This window comes from Chitinophaga sp. 180180018-3 (assembly GCF_037893185.1).
Taxonomy (GTDB): domain Bacteria; phylum Bacteroidota; class Bacteroidia; order Chitinophagales; family Chitinophagaceae; genus Chitinophaga.
Genome location: NZ_CP140772.1, coordinates 547,201 through 570,668 on the forward strand (window position 1 = coordinate 547,201; position 23,468 = coordinate 570,668).

The following is a 23,468-nucleotide window of genomic DNA, read 5'->3' on the forward strand; positions in this document are numbered from 1 at the left end:
GTAGAACAGGAAGCTGACCAAATCCAGAAACCGGGCGGCTTCCATTTTATTACCTCTAGATCTAAATGTATGAAAAAATCGCTAATTACTGCGAAACGACCTTCCCATGCCTTCACCAAAGCACTATTAATTATGAATTGGACCGCCGTACTGCTGCTGGCAGGTGTGCTCCAGGTATCCGCCAGCGCAAAGGGACAAGGAAACGTAACACTCCGTCTGAAAGAAGCTGAAATAGCCAAGGTATTAAGTACGATAGAAAAACAAGGCGAATATCGTTTTCTGTATAACAACGCGCTGAAAGATATCCGGAAAAAAGTAAATGTGGATGTGGCCAACACACGTCTGGCAGATCTCATGAGCACTATTCTGAGCGATACAGATCTCAAGTACAAGATCATAGAGAATAACCTGGTGGTGATCATGGCAAACACCCCGGAATTACAGGATATACGCATTACTGGTAAAGTTACCAGCGCAACGGATAATTCTCCGCTGCCCGGCGTAACCATCAGCGTAAAAGGAACCTCCCGCGGCGCTGTTACCGGGGCGGATGGTACTTATACCATGACCGTTCCTGAAAACGCCACCCTCGTGGTTTCATTTATCGGATTCAGTTCGCAGGAAATTCCGGTAAACAGTAAATCAGTTATCAACATTGCCCTCAAAGAAGCCATCAGCCAGGTAGAACAGGTAGTGGTAGTAGGGTATGGTGTACAACGTAAAGTGGATGTAACCGGTGCTATCGGCCAGATAAAAGCGGAAGAAATCAATAAACAACCGGTTTCCAACCCTATTAGCGCATTGCAGGGAAAAGTACCAGGTGTGCAGATCACTAATAACGGAAAACCCGGCGCCGCACCTGAAATAAGAATCCGTGGTGTTGGTTCCGTTTATGGCAGCAATAGCCCGTTGTATGTGGTAGATGGAGTCTGGTACGATGATATCTCCTTCCTGAACCCTGCCGATATCGATAACATGAGCATCCTGAAAGATGCCTCCAGTGAGGCTATTTATGGTGTGCGTGCGGCTAACGGCGTGGTACTGATCACCACCAGAAGAGGTAAGGCCGGTGTTGCTACCGTGAACTACAACGGCTACATCGGTTATCAGAAACCTACCAACGATGTGAAAATGGCGAATGCCAACGAGTACGCCATACTGACGAATGAATTGATGGGACAGGTAGGCAAGCCGCCATTACTGGATCCTTCCCAGTTCGGAAAAGGAACCGATTGGTATCATCAGGTGCTGAGAAACGCTATGGTAACTAACCATCAGCTGTCTGTCAGCGGTGGCTCTGATAAATCAACGTATAATTTCTCCGTAGGATATTTTAATCAGCAGGGCCTGGTAAGATCCAATGACTTCACACGTTTTACCGCCCGTTTGCAGAATGATTTCCAGGTATTTGAACCTTTGAAAATCGGATATACCGTGACCGCTTCTTCCGGTAAATCAAATGATATCCCCGATGGTATCTGGCACCAGCTGTTTGCTGCCAGTCCTGTTGTGCCGGTTCGTTACAAGGATGGCGCTTATGGCGATCCTAATGACTTTAACCTGGGTGATGGTGCAAACTTCAACCCTCAGGTTACCCTGGATTTCTTTAACCAATACACAAAAAGGCAAACCGTAACTGGTAGCGTCTATGCAGACCTGAGGATCGCGAAACATTTTGTATTCCATTCCAGCCTGGGTGGTGAATATACCGACAGCCTGATGCGCAATTATGTACCGGTTTATGCTGCCACACTGTCACAGCGCAGCACCAACAGTAAACTTACACGCGATGGCACAAACATCCGCAACTGGATATTGGAAAACACACTGACTTACGACAATAAATTTGGCGATCATAACCTGAAAGTGATGATAGGACAGGGAGCACAAGGGTTACAGTTTTATAAACTGACAGCCACCGCACCAAATGTGCCTAATAACAGCGAAGGTGATATGTACCTGAAACTGGGTAGTACAGCCGGCAGAGAAGTGAAAGATGCGGGGGCGAAATCTACGGTGGCGTCTTATTTTGGCCGCGTGAACTACTCCTACAAAGACAGATACCTGCTCACGGCTTCTCTGCGCGCCGACGGATCTTCCAAGTTCTTCGGTAACCATCGTTGGGCTTATCTGCCTTCTGTTGGCGTGGGTTGGGTAATCAGCGAGGAAAAATTCATGAAGAATCAGGATTTCTTCAGTAACCTGAAACTCCGCGGTAGTTGGGGACAAATAGGAAATGCTTCTGTGCTTGCTGATATCTCTATATTGAGAGTGTCTCAGGATCCTTATCTGACGGCTATTTTCGGAGATGTGCCTTATACCGGAGCCAGTATCACGATGGTGGTTCCTCCCACCACTTTCTGGGAAAAAGGTGTGGGAACAGATGTAGGACTGGAAGCAGCTATGCTGAAGAACAGACTGTACCTGGAAGCGGGGTACTACAACAGGAAAACCCAGGACGCCATTTTTGATGTGGCCATTCCAGGCTCTGTAGGTACTACTTCCGGCAACATTGTTGCTAACCAGGCAACTTTCCAGAATCGTGGTGTGGAAATATCACTTTCCTGGAAAGATAAGATAGGAAAGGATTTCACGTATTCCGTAGGCGGTAATGTTGGTTATAATGCCAATAAAGTACTGGATGTAATTTCCAGGACACCGATTTACGACGGTGGCGGCGGATTGACTGGTGGCGCCAGGAGTACCCGTACGATTGTTGGCCGCCCCATCGGTGAATTTTATGGATATATCGTAGATGGTATTTTCCAGACAGATGCAGAAGCAGCGGCTTCCGCACAGCCTACCGCTAAAGCCGGCGACTTTAAATACCGTGATGTGAGCGGTCCGAAAGGTAGCCCGGATGGCGTGATCGACTTTAACGACCGTGTGCCGTTAGGTAATCCGAATCCAAGATATACCTATGGTATCAATACCTTCTTCTCTTATAAACAATTTGATCTGACAATCGATCTGCAGGGGGTTTCAGGTATGGAAGTGTATAACGCCAATCTGGGTGCGCGTTTCGGAAACGAGAATTTTACAAAGGATTTCTATAACAACCGCTGGCATGGGCAGGGTACTTCCAATACCTATCCGTCAGCGAATATCGGTGGCCGCGACAACTATCTTCCTAACTCTTTCTTCGTGGAAAACGGTAGCTACTTCAGGGTAAGAAACCTGCAGCTGGGATATAATATTCCTTCAGCACTTGCTGAAAGATGGAGAATGAAGAACCTGCGTCTCTATGTAAACGCGCAGAACGCATTTAACTTCTTCCACTATAGAGGCTTCTCTCCGGAGATTGGTGGAACTGTGAGAAACATAGGTATCGATAACAATGTATATCCGCTCTTCGCTACCTACAACTTCGGTGTAAACGTTACTTTCTGATTAAAAGCTGAATGACCATGAAACGAAATATTAATCTTCATATACAACGTTTAGCCGGTGGCGTTATATTGCCGGCTGTATTGCTCATCTCCGCCTGTGGTAAAAGTTTTCTGGATGTTCCTCCGCAGGGGCAACAGCCCAGTGAGCAATTCTGGAAGAATGAAGGAGATGCAACAAAAGCTGTGAATGCCATCTATGCCAATCTGCGCGAATGGAAGCAGGTAGGTTTCGCATCAATTGCTGTGGAAAGCCTGGGCTCCGATGATACCGAAAAAGGTAGTAGTGCGTCAGATGCCACCTTCCTCAATAAATACGACGATTTCACAGTGACGGCTACAGAAGGCCAGATCCAGGATTTCTGGAAGGCGCAGTACCAGGAGATCAACTTCTGTAATCAGGTGCTGGACAATGTTCCGGGTATCAAGATGGATGATGCACTGAAAACCCGTTATCTTGCGGAAGCAAAATTTGTCAGGGCATATGCCTATTTCCGCCTGGTGCGTGCCTTTGGAGATGTGCCCCTGAGGTTGAAGCTTCCGGTTGGTGCAGAAGACTATAACATGGCCCGCACACCCAAAGCCGAAGTATGGGCTGCCATTGAAAAAGATCTGACAGATGCAGCAGCTGTACTGCCGCCATCCTATGGAGCTGCAGACCTGGGCCGGGCTACAAAAGGCGCTGCGTTGTCGCTGCACGCAAAGGTGGCGATGTACCAGAATAAATGGGCGGATGTACTGAACTACACCAATCAGGCTATGGGATTGGGCTACACCCTGTTCCCCAACTTTGAACAGCTGTTCCGCATCCCTAATGAAAATTCAAAAGAATCCGTATTTGAGATTCAGTGTAAGCTTATCCTCGATAGTAAAGATGCTTCCAACTCACAATACTCCCAGATACAGGGTGTAAGAGGCGTAGTTGGAGGTGGCTGGGGTTTCAATGTACCTACCCAGGATCTGGTAAAGGAATTTGAACCCAATGATCCGCGTCTTGGCGGAACTATTATCTTCCGTGGAGAAACTACTGCTGAAGGTGATTTTATCCCTGTAGTGGGCGATAACCCGATGTACAACAAAAAATCGTATGTGCCTTTCAGGTTGTTTGTTACCGGTTACACCGAAGGTGCTGATCAGAATATACGGGTAATACGTTATTCAGAAGTATTGTTGATGAATGCTGAAGCAGCAAATGAGCTGGGTAACTCCGCTCAGGCGCTTCAATCCCTTAACGCGGTGAGAGCACGCGCCCGCCAGGGTAATCCTAACATTCTCCCGGATGTAACGGCGACTGATAAAGCAGCGTTGAGAAATGCCATCTGGCACGAAAGAAGGGTAGAACTGGCCATGGAAAACGATCGTTTCTTCGATGTGATCCGTCAGGGCAGAGGCGCCGCCGTATTTGGTCCTAAAGGATTTAAAGCCGGAAGGAATGAGCTGTGGCCCGTTCCACAGAATGAAATCGACATCAGTTCCGGCAAACTGACTCAGAATCCTGGTTATTAATCTTCAACAATCTTCATCATGAAATTCAAACTTCAATCATACGCAATATTAGCTGCCGGCGCCTTGCTGCTGTCGGCCTGCTATAAAAAATTCGATGCTGCCAGCTATGCCCCGGCACTGTCCATCGGCGGCTATTCCAGTAGCAACGCTATTGCCCCGGGCAATCTGGTAGCTTACTGGGGATTTGAAGGCAGTCTTACAGACAGCATCTCCAAAACTACAGGAGAAGCCAGTGGCACTTCTTTCACCGCAGGCATCAAAGGCAGCGCGCTAAAGGGCGCCGATCAGTCTTATGCCTTGTTTACTCCCGGCACATCTATCACCAGCCTCAAAGCTTTTACGGTGACCATGTGGGTGAATAATCCGCAGAATACTAAAGGCATCGTGGGCCTCTTTACTATCAGCAACACTAAATCCTTCTGGGGGAACCTGGATATCTTCTTTGAAAATGGAAGTACTGATACGAAAGCCGTCCTCAAAATACACGCCAGCAACAACAATAAAGACGCATGGCTGGGAAACTACGAAGTGATGAACATCTGGAATAAATGGGCAAGTATTGCGGTGTCTTACAACGGTGCGGATACTTTTAAAGTATATGTGAATGGCTCTAAAATAGATACAAAGGTTATCACAGGCTACGGTCAGCTCCAGTTTACTAATCCGGGTAAGATTGTATTCGGTACTTCGCAGTTCCAGACAGTGCCAAGCCTGACTTCTGCCTCCACTGCGCAGGACTGGGCCAGCTATCTGACAGGAGCACTCGATGAAGTAAGGATTTATAACAAGGCGTTGGAAGAAAATGATATCAGCGCACTTGTGAAACTGGAAGGACGAGGTAAATAGCAGACGCTATGAAACGAATATTATTATATCACCTGCTGCTGCTGCTGACAGCAGCATGCGGCAAAAGCGGAGGCGACAAGGCGTCGCCTCCGCCTGTTACACCGGTGGCACTGAGTTTTACATCCCTGAATGTAGACGGCCAATCTTCCGGGTTTAGCTATGTTGGTACTGGTACCAGGCCAGTGATTAAAATTACATTTACAGACGCCATCTCGCGCAATTCTGCAACGGTGGCCTGTTCCTTCAATGCCGCCGGCGGGGCAGCTGTACCATTTAATGTCGGCTGGGAACAAGGCGATAGTACTATTGTGCTGCAACCGGTATCTGCGCTAACTAACCTCAGCGACTATACGATTACCGCCGGTACGGGACTTACGTCTGTGAAAAATGCCCGCCTCCTGTCGGCAATTACGGTGTCGCTGACCACCGCCATTGATACAACAGATAAATTTCCACGCATCAACGATGATGCCCTGCTCACACTTGTGCAGCAGCAAACATTCAGATACTTCCGGGAGCTGGCCCATCCGGTTAGCGGTATGGCCAGAGAACGCAACACCAGCGGAGAAACCGTTACTACAGGCGGAACCGGATTCGGTATCATGGCAATCGTCGCCGCAACGGAGCGCAATTTTATTAGTCGCAGTGAAGGGCTGGCCATGCTCACAAAAATTACCGGTTTCCTGACCACCAAAGCAGCCCGCTACCACGGCGCATTTCCGCACTGGATCAACGGCAGCACAGGAGCAGTCATTCCCTTCAGCGCCAAAGACGATGGAGCGGACCTGGTAGAAACCTCTTTCCTGATACAGGGCCTGCTAACAGCCCGGCAGTATTTTAATAAAGCAGATATAACGGAAACGCAGCTACGAAACAACATCACCAATATTTATAACGCTGTCGAATGGAACTGGTTCCGGAAAAATAATGAAGATGTGTTGTACTGGCACTGGAGTGAAAAGTACCAGTGGGACATGAACCTGCCGATAAGAGGATGGAACGAATGTCTTATTACCTACGTACTCGCAGCCAGTGCACCTAATCCTGTTCCCAACGTGGTATATAACAACGGATGGGCAGGAAACGGCGCCATACGGAATACTGCGTCGTTTTATGGCGTTACTATTCCATTGGGGCAGCCTTCCGGTGGACCGATGTTTTTCTCGCACTACTCTTTCCTGGGTATTAACCCGATAGGATTGAAAGATCAGTATGCAGACTATGAGCAACAGGTGAAGAACCATGCCCGCGCCAACTATGCTTATTGTGTGGCTAATCCGGCCCGCAATTATGGCTATGGGGCCGATTGCTGGGGACTTACAGCAAGCGATATCCCTAACGGCTATACGGCAAGCTCGCCGGGTAATGACGTGGGCGTGATTGCTCCAACAGCAGCACTGGCCAGTTTCCCTTATACACCTGTGGAATCCATGCAGGCACTGAAATTCTTTTATTACAAACTGGGAGATAAGATCTGGAAAGAGGATGGATTCACAGATGCTTTTTCACTGCAACGCAAATGGTTTGCAGACTCTTTCCTGGCCATAGACCAGGGGCCGGTTATCGTTATGATCGAAAATTATCGGTCAGGGTTATTGTGGAAATTATTTATGAGCTGCCCGGAAGTAAAAACCGGTATGCATAACCTGGGCTTTAGCAGCCCGAATCTTTAAAATAATAATCATGAGATATATCGCATTTATATGCCTGTTCTTTATCATGCAGCCACTGACGGCGCAACAGAAAAAGACGGTACGGCCACAGCAACTGACAGATGAACAGTTATTGGAGCTGGTGCAGAAACAGACGTTCCGCTACTTCTGGGATTTCGGACATCCGGTATCAGGGATGGCCAGAGAACGTAGTAACAAATCATTCGATTACGGAGATGAAGTAGTAACTACCGGTGGCACCGGCTTTGGCGTGATGGCGATTATTGTTGCCACGGAAAGAGGATGGATCACCAGAGAGGCAGCAGTGGAACGCATGCTGAAAATGATCAACTTCCTTCGCAAGGCCGACAACTATCATGGCGTATTCCCGCACTGGCTCAACGGGGCAACAGGAAAAACTATTCCATTCAGCCGTAAAGACGATGGCGGCGACCTTGTAGAAACTTCTTTCCTCTTTGAAGGCCTGTTATGTGCCCGGCAGTATTTCAACCGGGATACACCTGAGGAAAAAGAGCTCCGGAATAAAATCAACTGGACCTGGAATGAAACAGAATGGAACTGGTATACACAAGGAGGAAGAGATGTACTGTATTGGCATTGGAGCCCTAATCAGGGTTGGAGCATGAACCACGAAATCAGGGGATGGAACGAATGCCTGATCACTTATGTACTCGCCGCATCTTCTCCCCGTTATGCCATCAGTCCGGATGTATATCATAAAGGCTGGGTGAATAATATCTACTTCAGGAACGATCGCAGTTTTTACGGCATCAAACTTCCGCTGGGATTTGACTATGGCGGCCCGCTGTTTTTCTCTCACTATTCTTTTATGGGACTGGATCCCCGCGGCCTGAAAGATCGTTATGCTGATTACTGGGAGCAGAACCGGAATCATACCCTGATAAACCGCGAGTATTGTATGCAGAATCCTAAGGGCTTTAAGGGATACGGAGCCGACTGCTGGGGACTTACAGCCAGTGATACTTACAACGGTTATAACGCACATTCACCGGAGAATGATTGGGGCACTATCACTCCCACTGCGGCGCTATCTGCTTTTCCGTACACGCCGGAATATTCTATGCAGGCGCTGAAATATTTCTACTACAAACTGGGCGATAAGATCTGGAGCGATTACGGATTTACGGATGCGTTTAACGAAACAAAACAATGGTATGCTACTTCCCATCTGGCTATTGATCAGGGGCCGATTATAGTGATGATAGAGAACTACCGTACCGGTCTGATGTGGAAATTATTTATGAGTTGTCCCGAAGTACAGCAGGGGCTGCAGCGGCTTGGCTTCCCGGAAAAAAAATAAAGATGAAAAGGTTATATGTTTTTATATTGATGTTATGGTGCATCGTCTGTTTCCGGATTCAGGCGGAGGCACAAACTACTTATTGCAATCCGGTGAATATAGACTATGGTTATTGTCCTATTCCTAATTTCACTACCTGGGGAAAACATAGGGCTACAGCCGATCCGGTGATTGTGAACTATAAGGGCGACTATTACCTTTTTTCCACTAATCAATGGGGCTATTGGTGGAGCCCGGATCTGTTGAACTGGCATTTTGTTTCAAGGAAATTTCTGAAACCATATCATCATGTATACGACGAGTTATGTGCACCTGCCGCCTGGGTAATGGGAGATACATTACTCGTTTTCGGATCTACCTATACGAGTGATTTTCCTATCTGGATGAGCACCAATCCCAAAGCCAATGAATGGAAGGAGGCAATAGATTCACTGCAGATAGGAGGCTGGGATCCCGATTTTTTTACAGATGATGATGGCCGGTTGTACATGTATAACGGCAGCAGCAACCGTTATCCGTTGTATGGTGTGGAAATGGACCGGAAAACCTTACAACCCAAAGGTACCCGGAAAGAAATGTACCTCCTGGAGCCGGAACGGTATGGCTGGCAGCGATTTGGTGAAAATATGGACAATACTTTCCTCGATCCTTTCATAGAAGGCGCCTGGATGACCAAACATAACGGTAAGTACTATCTGCAATATGGCGCACCGGGAACGGAATTCAGCGGCTATGCAGATGGCGTTGTAGTAAGTGATCATCCTCTCGGGCCCTTTAAGCCACAGCCGCATAACCCCGTTTCGTATAAGCCTGGAGGTTATGCCCGTGGAGCAGGCCATGGCAGCACCTTCCAGGATAATAACGGATACTGGTGGCATGTATCTACTATGGTTGTTGCCGTTAAGAACAGTTTTGAACGCCGCCTGGGCTTCTGGCCTGCAGGATTCGATGGCGATGATGTGATGTATTGTAATACTACCTTCGGAGATTATCCACATTATACTCATCGTGGCCCGGCCGATTCGGCAGGTACTGCCGGGTATAAAGCCTCCGGCTTCACTGGTTGGATGTTGCTGAACTACAACAAACCGGTAACAGTATCTTCCACACTGGGAGGATACTTACCTAACAATGCAGTGGATGAAAGTATCAAAACTTATTGGAGTGCAGCTACCCGTAACAAGGGAGAGTGGATACAGTCGGACCTCGGGACCGTAAGCACCGTACGCGCTGTACAGATAAACTACGCGGATCAGGATGCACCTTTCATGGGAAAACAAACGGATATCTTTCATCAGTATATGCTTTGGTATTCCGTTGATGGAAAGCATTGGAAGATATTAGCGGATAAGAGTAAGCAGCGAAAAGATGTGCCGCATGATTACATTGAATTGCCCGCACCTGTACAGGCGCGGTATGTGAAGATGGAGAATATTCACATGCCCGGTGGAAAATTTGCACTGAGCGGTTTCCGGGTCTTCGGCAATGGCAACGGTGCTATACCTGATACCGTAAAAGATTTTGTAGTGCTTCGAACGGAGAAGGATAAACGAAGCGCATGGATAAAATGGTCGCCCGTGGATAATGCCTATGCTTACAACATCTACACAGGTATAGCGCCGGATAAGTTATACAACTGCATCATGGTACATAATAACAACGATTATTATTTCAAGGGAATGGATAAAGAACTGCCTTATTATTTCTGTATAGAAGCGATCAACGAAAACGGCGTATCTGTTCGCACACAGGTAATTAAATCAGAATAAAGTATTAACGATAAATAAAGCATTATGAAGAAAGTAGTTTTCTCTTTAACAGCGCTCCTGCTGGGTGTTTACGGGCAGGTAGCCGCGCAGAAAACAGACGCAAAGATGAATACTTTCGTAACCGGATTAATGGGTAAGATGACGCTGGAAGAAAAGATCGGACAGTTGAACCTGTTAACCCCGGGTGGTGGAGTGGCCACCGGAGCGGTAGTAAGTACTGACGTAGAGGCAAAAATCAGTAAAGGAAATGTAGGCGGATTGTTTGGGGTGATAGGAGTGGATAAGATCCGTCAGGCCCAGGAACTGGCGGTAACTAAAAGTCGCCTTAAGATTCCGCTGTTGTTCGGGTCGGACGTTATTCACGGATATAAAACAACCTTCCCCATCCCACTGGGACTTTCCTGTAGCTGGGATATGAGCCTGATTGAAAAGAGCGCCCGTGTGGCAGCTGTTGAGGCCAGCTCGGATGGCCTGAACTGGGTGTTTTCACCTATGGTGGATATTGCGCGCGATCCCCGTTGGGGCCGTGTTGCAGAGGGCTCCGGAGAAGATACTTATCTTGGCTCCAGGATTGCAGCTGCTATGGTAAAAGGATACCAGGGAAATCATCTGGGCGATAAATACAGTGTGATGGCCTGTGTGAAACACTTCGCACTTTACGGCGCAGCTGAAGGCGGGAGGGATTACAACACTACCGACATGAGCCGCATTAAAATGTATGAATATTACCTGCCCCCTTATAAAGCGGCAGTTGACGCAGGAGCAGGCAGTGTGATGACCTCATTCAATGAAATAGACGGCGTGCCTGCATCGGCTAACAGGTGGCTGCTAACAGATCTGCTGAGGAAACAGTGGGGCTTCAAAGGCATGGTAGTAACAGATTATACCTCCATCAATGAAATGATAGATCACGGTTTGGGAGATCTGCAAACGGTATCGGCACTGGCATTGAAAGCCGGTGTGGATATGGATATGGTTGGAGAAGGTTTTGTAGGGACCCTGAAACAATCTCTCAAAGAGCATAAGGTTACACAACAGGAAATAGATGATGCCTGCCGGAGAGTACTGGAAGCAAAGTATAAGCTCGGATTATTTGAAGATCCTTATCGCTACTGTGATGCATCGGCTGCTTCGAAAGAAGTAGGTAGTGCCGGTAAGAGGCAGGCGGCCAGAGAGTTTGGTACAAAAGCATGCGTGTTGTTGAAGAACGATCGTCAGGTACTGCCACTGAAAAAATCGGGTACAATCGCGCTGATAGGGCCGTTGGCAGATAACCGGAATAATATGCTGGGTACCTGGGCGGTAAGCGGAGATATCCAGACTTCAGTACCAGTATTACAGGGAATGAAGCAGGCAGGTGGCAGCGGAGTGAATGTTCTCTATGCTAAAGGCGCTAATATCAGCGACGACAGCAGCTTTGCCCAAAAGGTGAATGTATTCGGAGAAAGGATTGATATTGATAAAAGAACTCCGGCTCAGATGCTCGACGAAGCAACCGCTACTGCAGCTAAAGCAGATGTGATAGTGGCGGTAGTAGGAGAGGCATCAGAAATGAGTGGAGAAGCGGCCAGCAGATCTGATATCAGCATTCCGGAAAGCCAGCGCAAATTACTGGCGGAACTGGCCAAAACAGGTAAACCCCTTGTAGTGGTGCTGATGAGCGGCCGGCCACTGACGCTGACAGCAGAGAATGAAGAAGCTACTGCACTCCTGCAGGTTTGGTTCCAGGGGCATGAAGCGGGTAATGCCATTGCGGATGTGCTGTTCGGTAATTATAATCCTTCCGGAAAACTCACGATGAGTTTCCCGCGTAACGCAGGGCAAATACCTGTTTACTACAATCATAAGAATACCGGTCGCCCGCAGCCTGAAGGAAAACCAGCGCAAAAGTTCAGGTCTAACTATCTGGATGTATCTAACGATCCGCTGTTCCCGTTCGGCTATGGGTTGAGTTATACTACATTCAAATACGAAGGACTTAAACTCAGTACTTCGAAAATAAATAAGGAACAAACAATTAATGTCTCTTTTACACTCACTAATACCGGCAATTATGCAGGAGAGGAAGTAGTACAGTTGTATCTGCACGACCGCGTTGCATCCGTAACCCGGCCGGTGAAGGAGTTGAAGGATTTTCAGAAAATTAGCCTGCAACCAGGGGAAAGTAAAACAGTGCAGTTTGTAATCAGTAAAGAAAAACTGTCTTTTTTTAACAGTCAGCTACAATGGGTAGCCGAACCGGGAATGTTTGATCTGATGATAGGAGCATCTTCTGCAGATATCAGGTTGCGGGAAACTTTTGAATTGTTATAATGGATCATAAATACTACTGTTACGAACGACCGGGGATTCTTCCCCGGTCTTTTTTTTACGGGTAACACATTGTATCTTCATGTCTTGTTAACCATTCTGTAAATATTGTTTGACTACCTATACCTGGTAAGTTATCATGTGAACTAATAATAATTTTCAGAGGGTGCTGTAGTTTTTTTAATCCTTAAACCTAATTGAAATGAAAACGACTTTTAATTTTCTGCTTACATTAATGTTGGTTGGTTTAGCTTGTCTCAAAAGCACAGTTGCTGCCGCTCAGGATCCGGGATGGGTTTTGTTGGGCTCAATTAACGCGCCGCTGCCCCCCTATGAGCTATGCTATTATAAAATTCTGCAGATGAATGCAACAACGGATCGATATGCGTCTGTGATAGAATTAAATGTACAGGCCAACCCTAACTATTATAATCAACAGGGAATCTATCGGATTATGGTGAGTAAATATGAAGGGTTAACGGATCGCTTTAATGGCATGGAAATAAAATGTATTGGAGGAAACCCTGGCGTTGCTACTTTCTATGTATATAATAATGCATTGTGGGTCCGGGCCAATTATGGCTGGGGTGTAATACAATACCGAAATATCAGCCAGGCTTATAATTCTCCGCTTGTACCAACGCCCTTCGGGCAAACTATAACAGCGCCTGCCGGGTATATAGCAACGGCGGATTTTTCGGGTTTGAAATGCGATTTTGTTAACAATGTATTTTATAAACTACCGGCAACCAGCTCAGGTGGCGACGAAATTATTTCAGGGAAAATGGGTATTGGGCTGACGCCAACGTATCAATTACATGTGTCTTCTCCCGCCAATCCCTCTGCCGCGGCTGCCTACATCTGGGGCGAAAATTACGGCACTGCAATCGGCACACTCGATACCACTTCTGCCCGCTATGCCTTTTCGGTTTTTGGCAATTCATACGCTGACGCAAGTGCACGGGCAGGAGGTCGCAAGCAACTTTTTTTCGTACGAGGCGATGGTAATGTTGGCATCGGCACCGCCGCTCCGCAAAGCAAACTGGCCGTAAATGGAGATATCACCGCGAGAAAAATCAGGGTAACCCAGTCCGGTTGGGCTGATTTTGTTTTCCAGCCCGGCTATCAGCTGCCATCATTAGGTGAGGTAGAAGCATATATCAATGCACATCAGCATTTGCCGGGGATTCCTTCCGCTGCCGAGGTAACAAAAGATGGGATTGATTTGGGAGATATGAATAAACAACTGTTGCAGAAGATAGAAGAACTGACGTTGTATATTATTGAACTAAAGAAAGAAATGCAACAGCAGCATAGTGAAATAAAGCAATTGAAAGCTACGTTGAATAAATAGCATTGTGCAGTAGCCCAAAGTGCTTATCGGATGGCACTTTGGGCTATTGCACAATGTTTTAATAGTTGATGATCTGACGCAAATGATGTTCCATATGTGCTACATAGTCGTCGATAATAAACGCCAGTGTAAAAGGCTTTCCTTCTCCGCCAATTCCAGTCTGCGTCAACGCTGCTTCCGGAATGTGTTTTATCAGAGATAACAGGAAGCGGTTATACGTAGTCCACGTATCCAGCAGCAACGTTGCCGGTTGCAACTGATGCCGGCTGTATTTATTCCAGTCGTTCTGATTATAGCGTATAACGGGTTCGTCTTCCACCTGTATCCTTACAAAACGTTGATGATTATTAGCGGCGCTATCTATCAGATGGCCGAGGATCTCTTGTTTGCTCCATTTTTCAGGGCTGGGTTTAAAGCGCCATTCTTCTTCGTTCAGCTGGCCCAGCACAGTTGGAATGTTTTCCAGCAGCCAGGCAAGACGTATAGTAGCGGTATTTTCCATAAAAGCTGATTTGTAGTAAGTGAAGGTAATTAAACATCGCAATATCCGGGTTGATCAGCTACAAGCGATGTATTAGTTTTGAGGTTATGTTCTATCATCATAAACTGGGCAACTCTCCCGGCGCGATCAGGCAACAGCTGAGCCGCCTTATACACAGCGGTGAAATAGCTTTGGGCGGCTATAGCAAAGGAAAAATCTATGGAACATTGCACTGCAGCGCTGGTAAACGGATGAATATCATAAACAGGGTATTCTTTAAAGATGAAGCAGAAGCGTTGCAGGAAGGGTACCGGCCTTGTGGACGCTGTATGCCTGATAAATACAGGCAATGGAAAATCCGTCTCGCAGCCGGATAATTTACACCACCGTTACTTTTACACCCATATCTTCCATTAGCCTGACAGTATGTTGGGAAATACTGCTGTCGGTGATCACTTCGTCGATATCTTCCACACTGCAGATTCTTCCAAACCCACGTTTGCCGAATTTACTGGAATCGGCCAGCACAATGGTTTTCTGAGCGGTGGCCATCATCTTCTGATTCAGATGTGCCTCCATGATGTTGGTAGTGGTGAGCCCAAATTCCAGGTCTATGCCATCTACTCCCAGGAATAACTTGCTGCAGGAAAAATCATCCAGTATCTTTTCTGCATAAATGCCGGTTACCGACGTAGATGTTTTACGAAGATATCCTCCGAGTTGTATAACTTCTATATCCGGTCTTCTTAATAATTCCAGCGCAACGTTTAGTGCACCGGTAATCACCGTCAGGTGGCCTTTGGGTTGTATATGCTTTGCCAACGCCAGTACAGAGGTGCCTGAGGCAATAATGATAGCGTCGTTGGGAACAATCTGTGCGGCAGCTGTTTGACCGATTAACGTCTTTTCATCACGACGGATACTTTCCTTTTCATTGACCGGTTTATCGATGGTGTAAGGGTTATGAATAGTAGCGCCGCCATGCGACCGGAACAACAGCGATTTATCTTCCAGTAACTTCAGATCTTTTCGTATAGTCACGCCAGATACATCCAGCTCCTTGCACAGTTCAAGTACATTCACATATCCCTTCTCATGCAATCTGCTGAGGATAAATTTATGGCGTTCTGCAATATTAATCATAGACATATACTATAAAAATAACTCATTATAAGTCTGCCTGTATCCGCTTGTCAAACATCGCACCCACACAAATATCAGGTAATTTGGTTTCATATTATTATAGGATGTTGTTTTACTGCCGAAAGAATATACAATATTTATCCTTTCATTTCCTTTAAATGAAATAATATGAAATTACTGATGTTTATATTGAATTTATAAATTTAATATTATCAACTATATAGATATATTTAGATCATTTCCTTATCATTCAGCATTCATTCTTTTGAAATTTCATTTTATTTTCTAATTTATTTTCAAATAGTTTCTTTTTATTTCTATTTGTGTGTAAAATGAAATAAATGAAAGAAGTCAAAAGGATTGTGATAATAAAATGAAAAGAATTGAATCAGTAAAAAAACTGAAAGCTGCCGGAGACAAGCCCTGGGATGTGGTCATTATCGGTGGTGGTGCTACAAGGTTGGGAATCGCACTGGACGCTGCTTCCAGGAATTACAGCACACTGTTGCTGGAGCAGGCCGACTTTGCCAAAGGTATCTCCAGCTACTGGAAACAGACACAGCTGCAGATTTTTACGGCCACGGCTAAACGTTATCTGCTCAATACGAATGAAAATAAAATGATAACGGTATAGTATATACGACTATCCTAACAGATTGCGTGAATCAGGAATTTAACCCAAAATTCCTGATTCTTTTTACTTCAGAACTTAAACAGAATTACCTCCTACATTTGTTATATCTTAAAAGAAGAGTTTGCCTGCAATTGTTAAATAATTCGTTAGCAGCAATTAAAGATCTGACAAGATGAAACAAGTAGGACTTTTATTACTGATTGTTTTCCTTTCTGTCCGGGCCATATGTCAGGAAAAAGATCTTGGTTTTTACGTGGAAAAGGCTAAACAGAATAGCCCGCTACTTAAAGATTATCAAAACCAGATCAGGTCGGCCGGGATAGATAGCCTTCGTTTAAGGGCTGCGTACGGACCACAGGTGAATGGTGTAAGCACCAGCACATACGCCCCGCTGATACACGGCTATGGATATGATAATGCTATCACAAACGGCGCACAGGTGAATGCACTGGTATCTGCATCCAAAGAACTGAATGGAAAGAAGAACCTGCGTAATCAGTTGCAGGGAATTGATATCCAGAACCAGGGAACCCGCAACACCGCAAAGATCTCCGAACAGGACCTGAAGAAGAGTATCATTGCCCAGTATATTATCGCGTATGGCGACTGGGCGCAGTATAGTTTCAATAATGAAGTGCTGAGCCTGCTAAGGGAAGAGGAGGTGATATTGAAGAAACTAACGCAAACGGGTACTTATAAACAAATTGATTACCTGACTTTTCTCGTAACGCTGCGGCAGCAGGAATTATTACTGAAACAGCTCCGCGCACAGTATGCCAACAATTATGCACAGCTGAATTATCTTTCCGGCCTTACCGATACTTCATTTACGCCATTACCCGACCCCGCGCTGCGGATAGAGCACCTGCCCGGGCTCGAGAATACCGTGTTCTATCGTCAGTTTATCGTCGATAGCCTCCAGCTGCGGAATGCAGATGCTGCAGTTAACCTGGCTTACCGTCCGAAAATAAACCTGTTCGGGGATGGCGGATTTAACTCCACCCTGGCCATAGATCCTTACAAGAATGTAGGTGTAAGTGCTGGGCTTAGCCTGGTGGTACCGATATATGACGGAAGGCAAAGAAAAATGCAGCACGATAAAATAGCCATCTCGGAAGAGACAAGGAAGAATTATCAGGATTTCTTTTCCCGCCAATACAATCAACAGGTGCAACAGTTGTTGCAGCAGTTGACGGCTGCACAACAACTGATTGATGATGCCCGCACACAGATCACCTACGCTGATGGCCTGATGCAGGCAAATAAGCTCCTGCTCGTACATGGTGATGTAAGAATTGCGGACTACGTGATAGCGATCAACAATTACCTGAACGCAAAGAATGTGATCACCCAGAATATCGTCAATAAATACCAGCTGATTAACCAGATTAACTACTGGAATAGCACTAACTGATAAGCTATGAAACTATTTCCATTGCTACCGGCCGCGTGGCTTATGATCGCTACAGCCTGCAACAGTAAAGCCCCTGAGGCGGGCGACAAAGCATCCGTTCCTGGTACGCCTGTAACGGTGGTGTCGCCGGAAACGGGTATGATGGGCGATTCTGTGGAATTGAACGCAACAGCTGCTTTTCTGCTTAAAACAAATGTCAAAGCCGTTGCCAACGGCTACCTGCAGGTATCGAATATAAAACAGGGGCAGCATGTTTCAAAAGGACAGGTGTTGTTCATGCTCAAAACAAAAGAAGCAGAAAACCTGGGTAATACCATCAACCGGCTCGATACTTCTTTTCATTTCACCGGCCTCATCCCCATCAGGGCTACCGGTAACGGCTATATTACACAGCTGTCTATGCAGGCCGGCAGCTACGTACAGGACGGAGAGCAGCTGGCTACCATATCGGATGACAACAGTTTCGCCTTTATCCTTAGTTTGCCATATGAGTATACGTCGCTGATCCCCGCCAACCGGCAGGTAACAGTGGTACTGCCCGATGGCCAACGGCTGCCTGGCATCATGAACGAGCCATTACCCACAGTCGATTCTGTTTCGCAAACGCAGAACTATGTGATCAGAGTTGTTTCTGCAAAGGTGATCCCGGAAAATCTTATCGCCAAAGTGCGATTGCTCAAAAGTGTAAAAACAAATACTGTATTTGTACCCAAGGCGGCTGTACTTTCTGATGAAGTACAGAACGAATATTGGATCATGAAGATGACCGATAGTACAACGGCAGTGAAAATACCAGTCACGAAAGGAATGGAAACAGACGGAAAGGTAGAAATCCTCTCACCTGCGTTGACTGCACAGGATAAAGTATTGACCAGCGGCAATTACGGGCTGCCAGACACTGCTACCGTTTCCATCATTAATAAATGAGCGGCATGAAGAACTTTTTCACGGCATATAAAAACCCGGTCGCCGTACTGCTGGTGATCATCATAGCAGGCGGATTGTTTGCTTACAGCAGAATGCAGTCGGCCCTGTTCCCGGAAATCACCTTCCCTAAAATCAAGATCATTGCCGATGCGGGGCAGCAACCTGTCAATAAAATGGCGATCACTGTAACCCGGCCACTGGAGCTTGCTATCAAGCAGGTACCTGATCTGAAGCTGATACGCAGTACTACCAGCAGAGGAAGTTGTGAGATATCAGCGTTTATGGACTGGAATGCCGATATCAACATCAGTCAGCAACGCATTGAATCCAAAATTGCCGAAATAAAGAATAACCTGCCTCCGGATATACAGATCACCGTAGAACGAATGAATCCTTCCATACTACCGGTTAGCGGCTATACGCTGGAAAGCCATAACCGGTCGCCTATCGATCTGAAATACCTGGCTACCTATACGATTAAACCTTTTCTGTCGCAGGTGGAAGGCGTTTCCGAGGTGAGGATCATAGGAGGAAAGAACAAGGAATACTGGGTGCAACTCGATATGCAGAAGATGAATACATTTGGTATCACTCCTGATCTGATCAATACCGCGCTCAGTCAAACCAACTTCATCCGCTCGAACGGATACCTGTCGGACTACCGGCTGTTGTACCTTACCGTTACTGATGCTGTAGTGGACACCAAAGACAAACTCGAAAAGCTGGTGGTCAGCAACAATGGTAAACGTATTGTTACCCTTGCCGATATAGCTGCGGTAGAAATAAAAGAAGCAAAGGAATATATCAAGATCAATGCAAACGGTAAAGATGCTATACTCATAGCGGTAATCAAACAGCCGAATGCTAACCTGGTGGATCTTTCCGATAAGATGCAGGCGAAGATTGAAGCCCTCAGGAAGACATTGCCGGCAGATGTGAAAATATCACCGTATTACATACAGGCCGATTTCGTGAAGGATGCCATCAGAAGTGTAACAGACAGCTTATGGATCGGGCTGCTCCTCGCTATTGCTGTGGCCATCATCTTCCTTCGTTCTCTGAAGGCCAGCAGCACTATACTGATTACTATACCTGTTACGCTGCTGCTGACACTGATAGTGCTGTACGCCACCGGACAAACGTTCAACATCATGACGCTGGGTGCAATGGCCGCAGCAATAGGGTTGATCATCGATGATGCCATAGTGGTAGTAGAACAAATACACCGCACGCATGAAGAGCATCCGGATGAACCAACGTTAATGCTCATACAAAAAGCGATCAACTACCTGTTCCCCGCTATGCTGGGCTCTTCCCTCAGCACCATCGTTATCTTCCTGCCGTTTTTGCTGATGACAGGAGTAGCAGGCGCTTATTTCAAAGTAATGACCAACACCATGATCATTACGCTGGTGTGTTCATTCCTTGTAACATGGATAGGGCTTCCCGTTATTTATCTCCTGCTAACAAATAATAAAAAAGAAAGAAAGTCCATTGCTGCACATTTGAGACAAGGACATGATGTAAAGCGACAGCGCTGGGTTACCTGGTTTATTACCAGGCCCTGGGTGAGTTTGGCCCTGATACTGATTACCATGGGGCTCATCGTTTTTATTGGTCCGCAGTTGGAAACAGGCTTCCTGCCTGAAATGGACGAAGGTAGCATTGTATTGGACTATAGCTCGCCGCCTGGTACTTCGCTGGAAGAAACAGACCGCATTTTGCAGCAGGTGGAAAAAATCATTACCAGCACTCCTGAGGTAGCTGCTTATTCCAGGCGCACCGGCACACAGATGGGGTTCTTTATTACGGAACCTAACAAAGGGGATTACCTGATACAACTGAAAAAAAACAGGTCAGCATCTACCAATGAGGTGATTGATAAGATCCGTAAACAGATAGAAGCTACACAACCCTCTCTGCGTATTGATTTCGGGCAGGTGATCGGCGATATGCTGGGCGATCTGATGACGTCGGTACAACCGGTGGAAGTCAAAATATTCGGCAACGACCAGCAAACCCTGCACGACCTTTCCCACAGAGTGGCGGCCGTTATCAGCGAAGTACATGGCACTGCAGATGTGTTCGATGGTGTGGTGATAGCAGGTCCTTCTGTGAGCATGGAGCCCAATAGCCGGTTGCTGGCTCAATATGGTATTACTCCTGCCAGCCTGCAGTTTCAGCTGCAAACAGCATTGGAAGGAAATGTGGCAGGTGCGGTGTTTGAAAAAGAACAACTGTCTAATATACGGCTTGTATACCCCGGTAATACAAAGCTAACGGTAACGGATATAGGACATTTGCAGATATTTATGCCCGATGGTAAATTGAGACCGGTAACAGACCTTGCCAGTGTGAAAATCAATAGTGGAGAGGCCGAGATGCAAAGAGAAAACCTTCAGTCGATGGGTATCGTTACTGCCCGGCTGGATAACCGTGATCTTGGCTCCGTTATGAAAGAGATTTCCCAAAAGGTAAGCACGGAAATAACCCTGCCTCAGGGATACAGTATCAGTTACGGTGGCGCATATGCTGATCAGCAGCAATCGTTCCGTGAATTGTTGATCATACTTATTACAGCAAGCCTGCTGGTGTTTGGCGTGATCCTTTTCCTTTACCGCGATTTTATGGATGCCCTGATCATATTACTGGTAGCGGTATTGGGAATTGCAGGTAGTTATGTGGCATTATATATCACGCATACGCCACTGAACGTAGGCAGTTATACCGGTCTGATTATGATAGTAGGTATCATCGGGGAGAACGGTATATTTACCTTCCTTCAGTTCAGGGAATCGCTGACGCATTCACAGAGTGTAGATGATGCCATTGTATATTCCATCTCTACGAGGTTAAGGCCCAAGCTGATGACGGCGCTGGGAGCGATAGTGGCGTTGATGCCTATTGCATTGGGCATTGGCACAGGTGCCCAGCTGCACCAGCCGCTGGCTATAGCTGTAATCGGAGGCTTTATTATTGCGCTGCCGTTGTTGCTGATTGTATTGCCCGGATTAATGAGAATCAGATACAAGGGAAAGCAGCGTCGTATGAATGAAAGCACCATTTAAATATGTATCTTTATAATAACACGTGAGCACTGTTATTGATAAGCAATATCTGTATACCTAAACTGTTACAATATGAACTGGAGTTTAATCTTCAAGCTTTCCCTTTTCGGCCTGGCAATGGCACTCGGGACGGTTTATTTTATCCCATCGAACATCGAGCCGGTTTGCTGGCTGGTTATCTTTATCATCTGCGCATATATTATTGCGAAGAAATGTGAGGCCCGGTATTTCCAGCACGGCTTTATGGTGAGCATCTTCAACTGTGTGTGGATTACTACTGCGCATATCTTGTTGTTCGGCACCTATATCGCCAATCACCAGAAGGAAGCGGAAATGATGGCAAAGATGCCGATGCCCGACAGCCCGCGACTGATGATGGCGATGACAGGACCTGTGGTGGGCATCGTATCGGGCCTGGTACTCGGATTGTTTGCTTTCGTTGCATCGAAGATAGTGAAGAAGTAATCATCACGTTTTCTTCAGCCAGTCGAAATTTGAACGGATACTCAGGAATCCGAGCACATTGCCGTTCTTTGGATCGTATTTTATATCCACCGGTATCCAGATGTCGTTCGTGATCCGCACCCGCAGGCTGCCTTGTCCGGTAAATTTACTCCTGTCTTCATTATCATATTTTCCCTGCAATACATTATTGTAGGCAATGGCGCCTTTCAACTCAATAATGGATTTCCTGTTTTTGTTTTTCAGGATGATCCAGTTGAATCCGCCGGCAAAAGAGAATAACTGACGCTGCCCTACATCAGGTTTATGAATGATGGCAGTATCATCTCCAAAGATCATGGATGCTTTCAGGTTAAGTTCGATATTCATCTTACTGTTATGCCTTAGCATGCCCTTCAGGTATTCGGTGTTGATATTGATGGCTGAGAATAATTTACCTTTATTATCACTGGAAAAATTTCCTTCAAGGGTCCATAATCCGCGGTTCTCCACATAGTTGGCCATCAACGCATAATTCTTCTCCATAATACCCCGGAAAGCCTCGGGTGTAAGATCTTTAAAGTGCCGGCTGGTACGCATATGTTGCTGCATAACGGCTACAAATGCGGCTGGCAGCTCCTGAACGGGCGTTTGTGGTGTGTCCGGATCATTGGCATCAACAAAGAAATTCAACGCCTTGTCGTAGTCCGCATCGCTGGGATGAGTGCCCAGATATTCGTTCAATATAGCATTTTTTAATGCTGCATGTTCTTCTCCGAAGTCGGTGGCAAAATCAAATACTGTCTTATCCCGGTTATTGATCAGGGCATATTTCAGCCCGATTGTATTGCCTTTAAACCGGAAATTGGTATCCAGTTGAGGGGCAACGGAGAAGACAAAATTTCTCGCAAATTTCTGGCGGATATAGTTAGTGTCTACCCAAAGTTTATCGTCTGTTTTTACTTTGATAGCAAAAATAGACGATTGAAATTTCAGGCTTTTCTGAGGGCCTGTGAGATCATTAAACGCCAGCTGGAAAAAACTGATCAGTACATCCTGACTGTTCCCTGATTTAAGATCAGCAGCAGTTCTGATAGTACGCTTTACAGAATCGGCTTTTGTCTGGGCCTGTAGCAACACCGGCAAAAAACATAGCAGGTTAACAGCAATAAATAACAGGGGTTTACGCATAAAT

Annotated in this window: 17 protein-coding genes; 14 read left to right on the forward strand and 3 right to left on the reverse strand. The window is 46.3% G+C overall.

Annotated elements, in window-relative coordinates:
- Positions 1 to 69 precede the first annotated feature (69 nt).
- The 8 genes from UNH61_RS02200 to UNH61_RS02235 all read left to right on the forward strand — a co-directional run bounded on the left by UNH61_RS02200 (position 70) and on the right by UNH61_RS02235 (position 14,165).
- Entirely contained in the window at positions 70 to 3,390 is a 3,321-nt protein-coding gene (locus tag UNH61_RS02200) for a TonB-dependent receptor (protein WP_326990473.1), read from the forward strand.
- Positions 3,391 to 3,407: 17 nt separating this feature from the next.
- A complete protein-coding gene (locus UNH61_RS02205; RefSeq protein WP_326990474.1) occupies positions 3,408 to 4,892 on the forward strand; it encodes a RagB/SusD family nutrient uptake outer membrane protein in 1,485 nt (494 codons plus the stop codon).
- An 18-nt stretch (positions 4,893 to 4,910) separates the two neighbouring features.
- The gene (locus tag UNH61_RS02210; protein WP_326990475.1) at positions 4,911 to 5,738 is read left to right on the forward strand and encodes a LamG domain-containing protein; all 828 of its coding nucleotides are present in this window, start codon (positions 4,911 to 4,913) and stop codon (positions 5,736 to 5,738) included.
- 8 nt (positions 5,739 to 5,746) lie between these two features.
- Positions 5,747 to 7,411 (forward strand): glucoamylase family protein, encoded by a 1,665-nt coding sequence (locus UNH61_RS02215; protein ID WP_326990476.1) that lies wholly within the window; start codon positions 5,747 to 5,749, stop codon positions 7,409 to 7,411.
- A 10-nt stretch (positions 7,412 to 7,421) separates the two neighbouring features.
- Entirely contained in the window at positions 7,422 to 8,732 is a 1,311-nt protein-coding gene (locus UNH61_RS02220; protein WP_326990477.1) for a glucoamylase family protein, read from the forward strand.
- A gap of 2 nt (positions 8,733 to 8,734) precedes the next feature.
- Entirely contained in the window at positions 8,735 to 10,501 is a 1,767-nt protein-coding gene (locus UNH61_RS02225) for a family 43 glycosylhydrolase (protein WP_326990478.1), read from the forward strand.
- A 24-nt stretch (positions 10,502 to 10,525) separates the two neighbouring features.
- Entirely contained in the window at positions 10,526 to 12,814 is a 2,289-nt protein-coding gene (gene bglX / locus UNH61_RS02230) for a beta-glucosidase BglX (protein WP_326990479.1), read from the forward strand.
- 358 nt (positions 12,815 to 13,172) lie between these two features.
- Complete coding sequence (locus UNH61_RS02235) at positions 13,173 to 14,165, forward strand: hypothetical protein (protein WP_326990480.1); 993 nt, start codon at positions 13,173 to 13,175, stop codon at positions 14,163 to 14,165.
- A gap of 58 nt (positions 14,166 to 14,223) precedes the next feature.
- Here the strand turns inward: UNH61_RS02235 and UNH61_RS02240 are convergent, their stop codons facing one another.
- Positions 14,224 to 14,667: a DinB family protein gene (locus tag UNH61_RS02240; protein ID WP_326990481.1), complete on the reverse strand. Its 444-nt coding sequence runs from the start codon at positions 14,665 to 14,667 to the stop codon at positions 14,224 to 14,226.
- A gap of 86 nt (positions 14,668 to 14,753) precedes the next feature.
- Between UNH61_RS02240 and UNH61_RS02245 the strand changes: the two genes are divergently transcribed.
- The gene (locus UNH61_RS02245; RefSeq protein WP_326990482.1) at positions 14,754 to 15,023 is read left to right on the forward strand and encodes an Ada metal-binding domain-containing protein; all 270 of its coding nucleotides are present in this window, start codon (positions 14,754 to 14,756) and stop codon (positions 15,021 to 15,023) included.
- A gap of 1 nt (position 15,024) precedes the next feature.
- Here the strand turns inward: UNH61_RS02245 and UNH61_RS02250 are convergent, their stop codons facing one another.
- Positions 15,025 to 15,795, reverse strand: coding sequence for a DeoR/GlpR family DNA-binding transcription regulator (locus tag UNH61_RS02250; RefSeq protein ID WP_326990483.1), 771 nt, complete (start codon positions 15,793 to 15,795; stop codon positions 15,025 to 15,027).
- Positions 15,796 to 16,162: 367 nt separating this feature from the next.
- On the opposite strand from UNH61_RS02250, the gene UNH61_RS02255 reads away from it, so the two are divergent.
- The 5 genes from UNH61_RS02255 (at position 16,163) to UNH61_RS02275 (ending at position 22,297) form a co-directional block, all read left to right on the forward strand.
- A complete protein-coding gene (locus tag UNH61_RS02255) occupies positions 16,163 to 16,423 on the forward strand; it encodes an FAD-dependent oxidoreductase (RefSeq protein WP_326990484.1) in 261 nt (86 codons plus the stop codon).
- Between the two features lie 172 nt (positions 16,424 to 16,595).
- Positions 16,596 to 17,837, forward strand: a complete 1,242-nt coding sequence (locus UNH61_RS02260; RefSeq protein WP_326990485.1) for a TolC family protein — start codon at positions 16,596 to 16,598, stop codon at positions 17,835 to 17,837.
- A gap of 6 nt (positions 17,838 to 17,843) precedes the next feature.
- Positions 17,844 to 18,764, forward strand: coding sequence for an HlyD family efflux transporter periplasmic adaptor subunit (locus UNH61_RS02265; protein ID WP_326990486.1), 921 nt, complete (start codon positions 17,844 to 17,846; stop codon positions 18,762 to 18,764).
- Between the two features lie 5 nt (positions 18,765 to 18,769).
- A complete protein-coding gene (locus UNH61_RS02270) occupies positions 18,770 to 21,832 on the forward strand; it encodes an efflux RND transporter permease subunit (RefSeq protein ID WP_326990487.1) in 3,063 nt (1,020 codons plus the stop codon).
- Positions 21,833 to 21,904: 72 nt separating this feature from the next.
- Positions 21,905 to 22,297, forward strand: a complete 393-nt coding sequence (locus tag UNH61_RS02275; protein ID WP_326990488.1) for a hypothetical protein — start codon at positions 21,905 to 21,907, stop codon at positions 22,295 to 22,297.
- Positions 22,298 to 22,300: 3 nt separating this feature from the next.
- Here UNH61_RS02275 and UNH61_RS02280 read toward each other — a convergent pair whose 3' ends face one another.
- Positions 22,301 to 23,464, reverse strand: coding sequence for a hypothetical protein (locus UNH61_RS02280; RefSeq protein ID WP_326990489.1), 1,164 nt, complete (start codon positions 23,462 to 23,464; stop codon positions 22,301 to 22,303).
- Between the last annotated feature and the right edge of the window lie 4 nt (positions 23,465 to 23,468).

Excerpts from the sequence above, each read along its gene's own strand:
- UNH61_RS02200 (WP_326990473.1), top strand. The coding sequence starts at position 70 with ATGAAAAAATCGCTAATTACTGCGAAACGACCTTCCCATGCCTTCACC.
- UNH61_RS02205 (WP_326990474.1), top strand. The coding sequence starts at position 3,408 with ATGAAACGAAATATTAATCTTCATATACAACGTTTAGCCGGTGGCGTT.
- UNH61_RS02210 (WP_326990475.1), top strand. The coding sequence starts at position 4,911 with ATGAAATTCAAACTTCAATCATACGCAATATTAGCTGCCGGCGCCTTG.
- UNH61_RS02215 (WP_326990476.1), top strand. The coding sequence starts at position 5,747 with ATGAAACGAATATTATTATATCACCTGCTGCTGCTGCTGACAGCAGCA.
- UNH61_RS02220 (WP_326990477.1), top strand. The coding sequence starts at position 7,422 with ATGAGATATATCGCATTTATATGCCTGTTCTTTATCATGCAGCCACTG.
- UNH61_RS02225 (WP_326990478.1), top strand. The coding sequence starts at position 8,735 with ATGAAAAGGTTATATGTTTTTATATTGATGTTATGGTGCATCGTCTGT.
- bglX (WP_326990479.1), top strand. The coding sequence starts at position 10,526 with ATGAAGAAAGTAGTTTTCTCTTTAACAGCGCTCCTGCTGGGTGTTTAC.
- UNH61_RS02235 (WP_326990480.1), top strand. The coding sequence starts at position 13,173 with ATGAATGCAACAACGGATCGATATGCGTCTGTGATAGAATTAAATGTA.
- UNH61_RS02240 (WP_326990481.1), bottom strand. The coding sequence starts at position 14,667 with ATGGAAAATACCGCTACTATACGTCTTGCCTGGCTGCTGGAAAACATT.
- UNH61_RS02245 (WP_326990482.1), top strand. The coding sequence starts at position 14,754 with ATGTTCTATCATCATAAACTGGGCAACTCTCCCGGCGCGATCAGGCAA.
- UNH61_RS02250 (WP_326990483.1), bottom strand. The coding sequence starts at position 15,795 with ATGTCTATGATTAATATTGCAGAACGCCATAAATTTATCCTCAGCAGA.
- UNH61_RS02255 (WP_326990484.1), top strand. The coding sequence starts at position 16,163 with ATGAAAAGAATTGAATCAGTAAAAAAACTGAAAGCTGCCGGAGACAAG.
- UNH61_RS02260 (WP_326990485.1), top strand. The coding sequence starts at position 16,596 with ATGAAACAAGTAGGACTTTTATTACTGATTGTTTTCCTTTCTGTCCGG.
- UNH61_RS02265 (WP_326990486.1), top strand. The coding sequence starts at position 17,844 with ATGAAACTATTTCCATTGCTACCGGCCGCGTGGCTTATGATCGCTACA.
- UNH61_RS02270 (WP_326990487.1), top strand. The coding sequence starts at position 18,770 with ATGAAGAACTTTTTCACGGCATATAAAAACCCGGTCGCCGTACTGCTG.
- UNH61_RS02275 (WP_326990488.1), top strand. The coding sequence starts at position 21,905 with ATGAACTGGAGTTTAATCTTCAAGCTTTCCCTTTTCGGCCTGGCAATG.
- UNH61_RS02280 (WP_326990489.1), bottom strand. The coding sequence starts at position 23,464 with ATGCGTAAACCCCTGTTATTTATTGCTGTTAACCTGCTATGTTTTTTG.